Source organism: Streptomyces sp. A0958, from assembly GCF_004795035.1.
GTDB lineage: Bacteria > Actinomycetota > Actinomycetes > Streptomycetales > Streptomycetaceae > Streptomyces.
This window is the reverse complement of sequence record NZ_SSBK01000067.1, coordinates 1-12257: the sequence shown is the minus strand read 5'-3', so window position 1 is coordinate 12257 and position 12257 is coordinate 1. Positions and strand designations below refer to the sequence as shown.

7 protein-coding genes and 1 pseudogene are annotated in these 12257 nt (G+C 66.9%); 1 reads left to right on the top strand and 7 read right to left on the bottom strand.

Annotated elements, in window-relative coordinates; all coding sequences use genetic code 11:
- Window positions 1–123: 123 nt before the first annotated feature.
- Window positions 124–1952, bottom strand: a pseudogene (locus E6P78_RS31880) (DEAD/DEAH box helicase family protein).
- A 389-nt stretch (window positions 1953–2341) separates the two neighbouring features.
- Here E6P78_RS31880 and E6P78_RS31875 point away from each other — a divergent pair.
- Window positions 2342–2659 carry a hypothetical protein gene (locus tag E6P78_RS31875; RefSeq protein WP_136207108.1) on the top strand — a complete coding sequence of 106 codons (318 nt, stop codon included), beginning with the start codon at window positions 2342–2344 and terminating at the stop codon, window positions 2657–2659.
- Window positions 2660–2855: 196 nt separating this feature from the next.
- Here E6P78_RS31875 and E6P78_RS31870 read toward each other — a convergent pair whose 3' ends face one another.
- The 6 genes from E6P78_RS31870 to E6P78_RS31840 all read right to left on the bottom strand — a co-directional run bounded on the left by E6P78_RS31870 (window position 2856) and on the right by E6P78_RS31840 (window position 11719).
- Window positions 2856–3887, bottom strand: coding sequence for a hypothetical protein (locus tag E6P78_RS31870; protein WP_136207107.1), 1032 nt, complete (start codon window positions 3885–3887; stop codon window positions 2856–2858).
- A complete protein-coding gene (locus E6P78_RS31865; RefSeq protein WP_136207106.1) occupies window positions 3887–4663 on the bottom strand; it encodes an ATP-binding protein in 777 nt (258 codons plus the stop codon). The genes E6P78_RS31870 and E6P78_RS31865 overlap by 1 nt, the downstream gene beginning before the upstream one ends.
- Window positions 4653–6254, bottom strand: coding sequence for a DDE-type integrase/transposase/recombinase (locus E6P78_RS31860; protein ID WP_240799458.1), 1602 nt, complete (start codon window positions 6252–6254; stop codon window positions 4653–4655). Before E6P78_RS31860 ends, E6P78_RS31865 begins: the two co-directional genes overlap by 11 nt.
- Window positions 6255–6968: 714 nt before the next feature.
- Window positions 6969–8825: an AAA family ATPase gene (locus E6P78_RS31850; protein WP_136207105.1), complete on the bottom strand. Its 1857-nt coding sequence runs from the start codon at window positions 8823–8825 to the stop codon at window positions 6969–6971.
- 52 nt (window positions 8826–8877) lie between these two features.
- Window positions 8878–9222 (bottom strand): KTSC domain-containing protein, encoded by a 345-nt coding sequence (locus tag E6P78_RS33960; protein WP_276607243.1) that lies wholly within the window; start codon window positions 9220–9222, stop codon window positions 8878–8880.
- Window positions 9223–9262: 40 nt separating this feature from the next.
- A complete protein-coding gene (locus E6P78_RS31840; protein WP_136207104.1) occupies window positions 9263–11719 on the bottom strand; it encodes a DEAD/DEAH box helicase in 2457 nt (818 codons plus the stop codon).
- Window positions 11720–12257 lie beyond the last annotated feature (538 nt).

Here is a 12257-nt window from a genome sequence, read left to right as displayed (position 1 = left end):
GTACATCCGGACCGCACGCTCACGCAACTCCAGCGGGTACTTTCTCGGGGCAGGCATCGTCTGGGCTCCTCTCATGACACCCATCTGACCCGCTGTCAGCATCTTTCGCATCTCGGGGGAACCTCACTTCGTGACCCCCACTTCGACCTCGACGTCGTAGGGAACGGCGTGCACGCCGGTGATCTCGTTCTCCGCCCGCCAACGGATCAGGGCCTGGTATCCCTCCAGCCACACCAGGGACTCGGGCCGGTAGACCCGCGTACGGAGGAACGCCGCGATGGTCGCCGCGTCGCGCGGGCTGGAGAAGTGGAGCAGGGCGGCTTCGGCGGCGGCCTGCGTGTCGTCGTCCTCCTGGCCCTCGCCGTCACCCTCCCCACCCGCCCCGACGATCCGCCCGTCGTCGTCCCGCCGGACGTGCACCTTGCGCTTGCCGCTCGTGAGCGCACGGGAGGCGAGCTGCTCGACCAGACGCTCATCGTGGCTGCGTAGACCCTGGAGCACGGCCACGAGGGGGCGGAACGAGGCGCTGGCGACCATGTCAGTGGGGTCCTCGTTCGGCTCCAGGAAGATCGGAACGATGATCCTGGCGACCTTGGTGGAGCCGTCGCGGTTCAGCCTGAGTGCGCGGCCGATGTTCTGGACGATCTCGACCTGTGAGCCGCGGGTGTCCGCGAAGCAGATCGCTTCCACACCCCGCTCGCCGGTGATATCGACGCCTTCCCCGAGGACGCGAACGCTGGCGAGGAACGCGCGGTGGACCCGGCGTCCGGCCGCGTCGATGCCGTTGGCGAACTGGCGGATGACCTCGCGCCGTTCGGAGACGAGGTGGTCGCCGCACAGCCATGCGGCCCACACGCGGTCCGGGGGTACGTGGCGGCCGGCTTCCAGCTCGTAGAACTCCGCGTCGATCGACGACGCGGGAAGTTCCTTCTCCGCCTTGGCCATGGTCTCGTCATCGGTGTCGGTGACGTACAGCCCAGAAGCGGTCTGCGGCAGCTTGTCCGCGAACGCCGCGGCTTCCTCGACCTTCTGGTGGAACGTCATGACCGTACGGAGGTTGTACGCCGCCGCGTGCTCCAGGAGCGCGGTCTGCAGGAGCGCCAGGCGCCGGCCCCGCCGCGCCTCTTCCGTCTCGCCGATCACGGGTGAAGGGTCGCGGATCTCCAGTACGTCGATCTCGAATCCGGCGAGGATTTCGCGCTCGATTGCTTCCGAGAGCCCGAGCTCGGCAAGCCAGGGCCCGTAGGTCTCCGAGTCCTGGCCCATGGTCGCGATCTCTGGTTCCTGGCCGTCCGCGCCCTTTTGCGGCCGGGGTGAGGCGAGGATGCGCGGGGTCGCGGTTAGGTACAGGCGGAAGTCGGCGGGGATGCGGGTGTTGTCGTGGATCGCCGCCCGCCAAGATCGCCTGCGGTGGAGTGGGCTTCGTCGATGATGGCGAGCGAGAAACCGTCCATGCGCTGGCCGTACAGGCGCTCTCCGCCCGCTAGAGCGGCCTCCAGCGGTCCGCGAACCTTCCGCTGGCTCTCGGGTGCGTCAATGTCCTCGCGGTCCACCAGGGACGCGTACGTGGCGAACACGACGACCGGCCCCTTCCCGGCCCACAGGGCGAGCTGGATCGGGTTGGTGGTGGTGCGCACGCCCAGTGACTTAAGGACCGCGTCGTTTTCCAGCGAGCACACCGCGACCATGGGCGCCTGGTGGCCCACTAGGCGCCACGCCTGGGCGGTCTGCACGAGCAGGTCCAGGGTCGGGACGGTGACGAGGATCCGGCTGTCCGCGAACGACTCCAGCGCGCATGCGGCGGCCGTGATCGTCTTGCCCGAGCCGGTCGCTGACACAATCGTGCCCCGGGCGCCCTCCGGGGGCACAGACGATCTTGCAGGCAATCCGACCCACTTCCGGAAACTCTTCTTCTGGTCTACCTGATGTTCTCGGAGCGTGATCCTCTGCATCGTCAGGATCCTTTCACCAGTCGGCACGGCGCACGTCAAAGTTTTCCGAGCGGAGATCCTGCGGCAGGTTCATCCGGAACCTCTTCTGGAAGAACCCGAGTCTTTCTTTCTCCTCAGGGAAGGCCGTCAGCAACTCGAAGGCGTACGCGGCGGCATCGACCGTGCGCCCGGAGCCGATCTCCTCGTACAGCGACCACTTGCATCCCCGAGCAGCCTCCCGACACGCCTGCGCGGCATCGTCCTGCTCCCCGGAACACAGTGCACTCAGCCTCGATCCACCGCGTGATGGCCGGGCTGTGGATGTTGAATCCAGAAGAGGTGCCTGCTGACCTGGGATGATGGGAGTTCTCTACGCTTCCATCAGCACCAACCGGCAAGGCACCTCTCGAGTGAAATCTTCCCACGGCCCGGCGCGGGTGTTTGCCGCGTTCGACGAATCGAATCTGATCGCGCACGCCGGGCTGGTCCCGGTGATCCGGCTGGCCGAGCGGTGCGACCTGCCCGCCCTGGTCGCCGAGAAGGTCAAGCTGACCGGCGCGAAGAACGGCGCCGGCACGGCGGCTGACGCGAAGACGATGAGCATTGTGGGCGGCATGGTCGCCGGCGCCGACTCCATCGACGACCTGGATATTCTGCGCCATGGCGGGCTGGTGATGATCTGCCAGTTTTTGTCGGTGGTGGTTCGGCGTTTTGATGTCAGTGGGTGAGTAGCGGGCTCTCTGCTGCTCTGTGGGTTGTTGTGGGTGGCTCGGTTGCTGTCAGGAATGCCGATCTGGTGCTGGCGTTTTTGGTGATGGTGCGGGTCGGTTTGCTGCCGGTTGGTACAGAGGGGTGGGCGTTGGTGCTGGTCACGGCCGTGTGGCTGTGCCGGGGTGTTGCTTGTCGGAGGCGGGGCATGGCCTTCTACGGCATGGGTTTCAGGTGGTAGCGGATTCCTGTTGCAGTGAGGCGGAGTTGTTCGCCGTTCTGGACTGTGATGAGTGGGAAGAGTGGGCTGTCGGCGGTGCGGCCCTTGAGCTGTCCGTGAATGCCGGCGGCATGTATGAGCTGGTGTGTCCAGGTGGGGAGCGGGTGGACCTGGCATCTGCGGTGGGCGGTGCTGTCGTGGACTTTGACAGCGGTTGCTGCTTCGTTGATGTCGATGCCGCGGATGAGCGCGAGCCGGGTGACGTCTGCCCCGGTGACCGCGTGGATGGTCAGCGCTGTTGCGTGCAGGGGGTGTGCCACCGTGGCCAGCCGTGCGGCGAGGGCGTCCGTTGGTATGTGGTGACGCTCTCGCGCGGGTGGTGTGCTGTTCGTTGTCGGGGCGAGTACGGGGGCGCCCTGGCACTGCGCGCGCTTTGGGCGGCCTGTCACCGTGCCGTTGGACGGTGCGGGTGGGGCGATCCACTGTCCGTCGTCCTTGATGTGCCGGTGGTGCCAGTGTCCCGTGTTTCTGGTGCTGGACGCTGAATGCACGGTCTGGGTCAGCGCGTTCCGGGCTCGGGGGAGGGCGTCGATGAGGCGGTACGGGGTGGCTTCGAGGAGTGTTGTCAGTGCGGGGGTGACGGGGCAGTGCCACAGGAGGGTGAGGCGGATGCCGCACCGTTCCCGCAGGGCGAGGAGTTGTTGCTGGCGGGCGTGTGTGAGGCGGTCGGTGCGGCAGACGATGAGGTGTCCGATGTGGTGGGTGAGGATCCAGGTGGCGACGGCGTCCCAGGCGGGGCGCTGGGAATCGGCCCACGTCCCGTACGTTTCTCCGCCTTGGGGGAGTCGTTTGCCCAGGGCATAGAGAAGGTCGTGGGCAAGGGCGGCGGGTGCGCCGTTGGCGGGGCTGGGGTCGACGGTCAGGCGTCCGAGGCCCGGGTGATGCGCGTGGTGAGCGGCGGTCGTCCAGTCGGGGTGGTCGTGCTTGTCGATGATGACGGTGACGGCTGGGAGACTGCCGGCTGTCATTACATGCCGCCGATTTTGCTGTAGACCCAGCGCACGAGGTCTTCGTCGACCTTATTGAGGTGCAGTTTCTTCATGCCGGCCAGGATGTGGGTGGTGATGTTGGCCCAGTTGCGGAAGCTGCCGTGGGCGGCCTGCTTGTCGATCGCGTCGATCAGCGCGGTGTCCACATCGGCCCAGACGGGATGGAAGGCGGGAATCGTCTCCCTCACTTCATCTTTGGACATGCGGGTGAACTCCTGCCAGATGAAGATCCGGGAGGCCAGCATCGGCTCGCGGCGCAGGACCTTGTAGCAGCCGTCGCCCCCGGCGAAGATCACCGCGATGTTGGTGCGCTTGTCGTCCCACAGGTGGCGCCAGAACTCGAACCCGGTCTTCTTCATCCACTGCGCCTCGTCACAGACCAGGACCCTGAATTCCTCAGCGAGTGCCTCTTTGAGGAGGGTGTCGAACTCGATCGGGCGGGCCGGAGGCTCACCGGGCAGTCCCAGTGCCTGGAAGAGACCGTGCCGGATGTCTCTCGGTGTCGGTCCGGCTCGAAGTTCCAGGCGGTGGGTGATGTCCGGGGCGAGGTGGCGCAGCGCGGAGTTCACCGACATCGTTTTGCCGGATCCGGCCGGCCCGTAGACGCACATCATGGCCTTGGCCTCGATGACGGCTTCGATGTTGTCCCGGGTGGTCAGGAGCGTGTCGGTGCCCACCAGTTGCGCCTGCTCCAGGCCCAGGAAGTGGTCTTCGCTCTCGTCGGGCAGCAGCCCGTAGTCCAACTCAGTGATCATCGGCTCGGTCCTCATCAGGAGTGGGTGGGCGTGGCGGCCTCGGACGGGCCCAGTTGTCGGGCGCTGGGCCGTGCGGTACGAGATCGGGACGAGCCAGCGCACGGCGGTCCGTCTGCGCCGCCGCATCGAGCTCTTCTTCGGCCCGTGCGGCGGTCGAAGAGGTGAGCGCCCTGGGTGGGGCTGCGGTGGTGGAGGCTTCGAAGCGCCGGCGGCGCAGCTTCTCCGCGGCTTTCAGATCAGCCTTGAGCCGCCGGGCTGCTGCGGTACGTGCGGCCTGGACGGAGCGGATCTGCTCACGGCTCGCCGCAGCGGCCAGGAACGCCGAACCGAGATGGCGGCCGGTATCGGCGTCGAAGACTTCGATGGTGTCGTCGTGATGGGGCAGGTGCCGTACCGAGACTTTGGTGCCTGTGCGGCCGTTCATCCACGGGGCGAGGTAGTCGCGCCGGCGCCATCGCACCCCGCTGGTACTGATCGTGTACGTGCGCCCGTTGTCCTCCAGCGCGAACGTCGCAAGCTGCCCCGCGGACACATCCGTGAGCGGAGTCGCGTCGGCCTGCCACGCCTGGAGGGGGGTCTGCCCGTGCAGCGCGGACGGCTGGTGGCGGGTGTTCCACCAGGTCACCCAGTCCAGCAGCAGTCCCACGAACGACTCGTACGTCAGGGGCGGGGCTTCGGGGTCGGCGGCCCGGCCGCCGGTGAGTTTTTGCCGGCCGGTGTAGCGGGGGAGCGAGATGAGGAACATCTCCTCCACCGCGTCGTTCAGCGCCTCGATCGTCCCTTTCAGGTGTGGGGTGTAGGCGGGGAGGTCGGTGACGGGGACGGCGAGCGCGCCCATCGCCGCGGTGACCGCCCGGCACAGGAACTCCTTGCCGCGGTCGACCCGGATCTGTCCCGGCAGTCCGCCGAGGGGGCCGAACGGTGCGCTGCGGGTGATTGCGATGCGCAGAGAGGCCAGCACCGCGTCCCGGCTCGGAGGATGTGCGGTGACGGCCACCCCGGTGATGGCCCTGGTGGCGCAGTCGATGAACCAGGTCACCCACGGAGTGGCCAGCTCACCCTCGACGTCCACCTCGACGGGTACGTGCTTGTGGTCGCCCTCCCATACCGCGTTGCGGTGTGTGGCCGGCCGCTGTCCGAACACGTCATGCGCGCGCCGGGCGGCTTCCCCGCTCCTGAGCCCGGCCCGCTCTCCGCGGGTCAGGTCCCGCCGGATCGCCCGGTGCAACGTGGACAGCGACGGGACTGGGGGCGCGTCCGGATCCTCGGCCGCCCGCTGCGCCAGTTCGGCATGGACCCGGGAGGCGTTCCCGCCCCACAGCGCCAGCAGCCGCCGGACCTCCGTGGTGACCGTGAAACGGGACGACTCCACCCGAGCGAGACGGCGATCCTTCCGGGCAGCGGCCAGCCACCGCCACACCGTCCGCTCCGATTTCCCCAACGCCTGCGCCACCAGGCGCACATGCGCGGCCGTCAGCTCTCCACGCCCGTCGAGGTCCAGCAGCCGAGGCATGGCCGCAGCACGCCCCGACGCCGACGGGAACACGGCCATCGAGGCGTCCGCGGGAATCTCACCACGGCTTCCCCGCATGTACGGCCCCTCTCTGCCGAGTCCGAGACGGCACCCCGCCGTCCTGGACCCAGGTATCCCAGCTCCTCGGTACTGGGCTGACCGGAATCGGCATACGGCTGACAGCGACCGTTGCCATCCGTTACGGCCGCGCCGTTGCGGAGCCGCGTCCGACCGCTGGAGCCGTCTGGCAGATCGCTCCGCATTCGACAGACCGACCGAGGCACTGGAATGCCACGGCATCGTGGCTCGGCACGCGGTTGCTGCTCAGGTTCGCATCTCCGCTGTTCAGAGCAGGATGAAGGCCCTAGTGGGAGTGCGTGGAGAACGAGTTCGTCTGCAGCATCGTGTCCGGCGAGCAGCAGGGTGCTTGGGGTAATTACCAGTACCGTGGCCCGCCAGCGGCACAGTGCTTGTGGCAGCCCGGATTGGGCCGTAGGACTGTCAGTGGCATGTGGGAATCTTTGAGCATGACCTTCCGGGGGAAGTATTCATATCGAAGGCATTCCGACGCATATGGGCGGTGTTCCATGGGTGATGGGCGGACGATACGCGTACATCGCAAGGACCTGCCTTCCCCTGACGGATGCCGCTGGTGTGGCGATGACCAGGGCCATCACGGCTCACAGTGGGTAGCTTCGGTCGGCCTGCACACATGGGAGGCGCCGACGCGTGAACAACGACTCAAGCGTATGAAGGTACGGCGCGCGGCACGTCAGGCTGGCAGCGCGACGTCTACCACAGATGCGGCCCCGCGTTCTGCGCGCGATCGATCAGGGAGTTGAAGATTGCTGAGAGCGCAGCGGGGATGCGGTCCTTACCAAGGTGCGCGGCGATGCCTACCATGAGGTCTTCCTTGTTCTGAGGTCCATCGTCCGAGCCGGCCTTGAACAAGCCCAGCAGCTGAGAGCTGAACTTTCCGGACCGCAGTGCCTCGATTTCCGCAGGCTGCCAAGCCCCGCGCTCGGTGTTCGGCTTCCACAGCGCGTTGGCCGTATCGGCCCAGTCGCCGTCGGTGAACAGGTCTTCGAGCTCGTTGGGGGAACCGAGGTAGAAGCACTCCTCGGTGGGGTCGAAGCCATGTTCTTTGAGCTTGGCGTCCCGGAAGACGTGCTTCTGGTTCGCACGGCTGTCCTTGTCGACGACGAACGCAACGTCGCGGCCGTGTTCCTTGAGGAACTTGGCAAATCGCAAGGCACCCTCATTGCTTCCCCCAGCCCACAGGCAGATACCAGCGGACTGAATGGGGTACCCGGCGTGCTTGCGGAACAAGATCGGGAACGCGGATGTTTCGGACACCCCCTCCACCGCGACGAAGAACCGCTCGTGTAGCAGAACACTGTTGCGGAACCCCAGCGTGGTCGCGATCGTCGACAGGTGGCGGCGCACATCAATGTCTGCGCTGTCCTCGCTCAGGACTTCCGCCCGAACCTGCCCCTCGTGGGTGCGTAGGTGCACCACGGACGAGATGTCGACTCCGTCGATCAGGTTGAGTGAGTGCGTCGCCACAATGACGCGCGCGTTCGGCCGTGACGACTGCAACTGGATCAATGCCATGATCCGCCGCTGGTGGGAGTAGTCCAGGTGGGTGTCAGGCTCGTCGTAAACGAACACGACATCCGAGGCAGGTCCTTCCTGCGCCTGGTCCTGTCCCAGGTCGTTGCTGCTTTCCCACAAGGCCAGCGAGATACGGCGCGAGCGACCAGTCCCGGCCGACGAGAGCGGAAACCGCCTCCCCTGCGAGTCCACAATGTTCAGTTCCACCCCGACTAGCGCAGGACGCACCTGCACCTGAGGGTCCAGTTCCACCGAAGGCAGGGCACACCGCTGCGCGATGTGCCCGCGGATGCTGTCGATGTCGGGTGTCAGCGACTCGGCAAGATAGCCCTCAAGATCCGCCACTCGCTTAGCCACCTCATCGGCGCGCGTGTACTCGCGCAGCCGGGAGTTGAGCAGACTCTGGACCACAGCCTCAGGCGCCTGGACCGAGTCGCCCTTGAAATACACCATGGACGGCATCGCAGCAGCTACCTCGGAGTCCGCCGCCACCCACGCATCGACCTGCTCCATCCGCTGGGCCAACTCCCGGAGGGGCTGCTCCCAACTGTTCCGCGCATTCAACTGCCCGACAGGCTCGACCCCGTGGGTGGCTGCGAGTTCCTTAAGGCCCGCCAGCTTCACCGCTTCCAAGTCGCGTAGCTCAGGGATCCGGCAGACGCGGCGGCGGATCTCCAGGAACGCACCCGCTTCCGGGCGGAAGCGACGGCGAATCTGTACCCGCTCAGGCAGGGCGAAATGCTGCTGCTCGTTGGCGTTGAGGGTGAAATCGCCCATCACGGTGGTCTGAGGCACCCGCGCGTGCGGAGCGACCGCGTCCTCGCTGTGCACCGGTTCTTGCACGACCCCATCGCTGACATAGGTGAGATCGCGCTCGCTCAGCGCAGTCCCATGAAGCAGGAAGTTCAGCGCGTCCAGCAGAGCGCTCTTCCCACCCTCGTTCTGACCGGTCAGAACCGTCTGCGGCAGGACAGGAACATTGGTGATGTTCGCCAGGCAGCGGAAGCCCTCAACAGAAACGGAGCAGATCTGCACGCATGCCTCGACTCGACAACGATGGAGCGGTTTTGGAACAACTACCGGGCTGTCAGCCCGAAATCAAACGGTACCGATATCGGCCCTTCACGAACTGGGCTAGGTAACCGCCCTTACTGGAGGACATCATCAACGCCACGTGCACCTCTGCGGGTACGTTCTCGTAGCGATACAACCCTCCACTGTGAAAGGCGACCTCAAGCACACGCTCCGCCTGGTCGTAGCCCACCGATCGGAGGTTGGAGGAGCGGACCGGCTCATGCAACAAGGCGCCTCCTACAGCTAACGTGCCGGGCGTTGCACGATTGACCGAAATGATAGCGCGGTACTCGGCTGTGCCAGCGAGGTTCCGAAGCCTCTCGTTCTCGTAGAACAGCAGGGCTGCCCAGACCTGCACCTCACCGCTTGAGAACCAGCAGTACAGTCCGTCTCCATGCCTACGCCGCCCACTCCAGCCCCAAGTCGGCGAGGGTGGTGAGCTGGTCGTCGCTGAGCCGGTCGCGTCTGCTCTTGTGGTTGCTGAGGAACACGCCCAGGCGCACAGACGTCCCGTCCGGCAGCTGTTCGACGTGCTGCCTTCCGACCGTGGTCTTCCCTTCCCGTGCGATGTATTGCCGCAGGGCCTCCACACCCCGCTGGAAGGCTTCGGAACCTTTCTCGGCCCCCGCCTTACCCGCACCCCGGGCTGCGCGCTTGCGCGCCTTTACAGCCGCCCGCGGCCGCACCCCGAGCTCCTCCAGCCGCCGCCGCTGCTCGGCGTTCAGCTGCGCCCAGTCCCGCGTCTGCCGAACCGCCCAGCGGCCGATGTCGTCGCCCCGGTACGTCACCCCGGGCTGGACGTCCTCCAGCGTGTTCCCGGCATCCAGGAGCGCGTGCAGGCCGGTGTAGCAGCGCTGCCAGTCCACGGTCCAGCCGAGCAGTCGCGGGTTCCAGTCCGGATCGATCGCGGCGAGCTGCTCCGCACGCCAGCGAGCGCGGTCGGTGTCCTTGCCGAGTCCTCCGGGGCGGCGGAGGTTGGTGAGCCATTGCCCGACGGGTCGGTCGAGGGCGGTGGCGTGCCGGGGCGCGGCCAGCGTCCCGGCTTCCGCGAAGTACGCACGCGCGGCGGCGAGGTTCTCCTCGAAGCCGGCGTCGGCGGTGTCCCACACCATGCCGAGCTCTTCCAGCTCGTCGGCACGCTCGCCGTTCATGGTTCCGGCCCGGTAGGAGCGGCGCTGGTCGGACAGCCACCTGCCGAGAGGGTAGGCGCCCTCGGTGTGCTCGTAGGGCACGTCCAGCGAGCCCTCGCGCTCGAAGTAGCGGCGGGCGGCGTCGTAGCCACGCTGCCAGTCCTGACGCTCGGTGCTGATGACGTTGAACCGCACCCACTTCGCGATCATCACCGGATCCCTGGGGGCAGCGAACCGCAGCAGCAGCCGCGACTCCTCCTGGCCCTCCTCTGGTTCAGGACCGATCGGAGGCGACGGATCAACGACCGCCTTCCGCTGTTCCTGAGGAATGGCAAGCAGTTCGATGGCACGCTCGTCGTGCGCCCGCAGCCCTTCCAATACCTTCACCAAGGGCCTGTACGAATTGGAGGTGAGCATGTCTTCCGGCTTTTCACCCGGTGCGAGAAAGACAGGCACGATCAGCGTCGCCATCTTCCCCTGTCCCGGTTTTTGCCGCAGCGCCCGTCCGATCGCCTGGACGATGTCGACGGCCGACCCCTTCGGGTCGAGGAGGGCGACGGAGTCGACGGCGCGGATATCGACGCCCTCGCCCAGGACCCGGCAGTTGGACAGCACGGCGCGGCCAGCGCGCCGGCCGAAGTCGGCGAGGACCCGGCGCCGGTAGTCGGGCTCGTGGTCCCCACACAGCCAGTTGGCCCACACCCGTTCCGGATACCGCTCCGAGTCCGCCGCATGGAGCCGCTTCGCGACCCGGGACAGCCCCCCGGCGAACGCGGCTGCTTCGACGGTGCGGTGGTGGAAGGTGATCGTGGTCTGCAGCCCATGCTCAGCCATCGTCTCCAGCAACGCCGCCTGCAGCGCGCCCATGCGCTCCCCGCGGACGTCCTCGTCCCGCTTCTGCGGCCCGGACAGCCGGGCCGGGGTGACGACGGGGTCGGTGAGCTCCACGACCACGATCTGATACCGCGCCAGCAGCCCCCGGGACACCGCCGATGCGAGCGACAGCTCGTAGACGACCGGACCGAACACCTTGGGATCATCCATGGAACAGGCCATCTCCTGCGGCAACCGGTCCCGCAGCACCCCCGCCCTCTCCTGCCGCTCCGCCCGGGAGAGCCGCGGCGGCCGCTCCTTCCAGATCCTGGGCGTAGCGGTCATATAGAGCCGGCGCATCGCGGGGATGACATCCTGGTCGTGAACCGCGGCCCACGCCTTCCCAGCCGAGCCACTGGTCCGGTGCGCCTCGTCCACGACCACCAGGTCGAACACGTCCATGGGCAGCCCGTAGGCTCCCTCGTGCGCTTCCTCCAGGACGGGCAGGGAGGCGTAGGTGGCGTACACGGTCACTGGCCCCCGACCGTGCCACAGGGCCAGCTGCGGGGCGCTCGTCGTAGAGCGCACCTTCAGGTCCCACAGGTGCGGGTCGTCCTCCAGCGAACAGACGGCGACGGCGGGTCCTTGGTGGCCGGCGGCCCGCCATTCCCGCACGGTCTGCGTCAGCAGATCGAGAGTCGGCAGCAGGACCAGGACCCGCCCGTTACGGGCCAGACGAAGCGCGGAGTGCGCGGCGATGAACGTCTTCCCCGTGCCGCAGGCCGCCACCACAGTGGCCCGTAGACCAGCCTGCGGAATCTTCTTCCCCGGCGGGATATCAAGGCCGCGCACGACAGCATCGACAGCTTCGACCTGGTGAGGCCGGAGCGTGAATTTCTCTGCACTCGGCATATGGGATCTCCGGAAATTCAGGAACGAACGGGCGGCCGTCAGAGGCAGTGACGATTGGTTCGGGATGCTACACAGAACATCAGCTACGTGTGATGCGATGCATGTGCGAGCGATGCACAGGTATTATCTTAGCGGGTCGATGTTCCCCAGGGAGAGTTTCCAGCCACCTCGTCCCGGCGCTGAGACCGCCTCCGAGTACGACTGATGGTCTGTCTGGTGTGGGTGGAGCGCAGCGGAATCCGCACCTGTCGCCCGGAGGCCGGCAGTCGGGCCGGGGTGATGGGGTGTCATGGTTCAGGGGGTGGTCGTTTTCTCGGGATGCTACACAGACCAGCAGCGATGCACCGTCATCGTGTAGCCAGCCGTTCCGGCGGAGCCGGAACCCGGCGGGGGAGCGAAGCGGACCCGCCCCGCAGTCCGGGCTGAAGCGGAGCGGAAGCCCGTGGATTGGAGCGAAGCGGAAATCCGAAAGGCGCGAAGCGCCTTTTTCAACACTTCGCCACGAACCGCGAAGCGGTTCGTTGCGCTTTCCCATCGC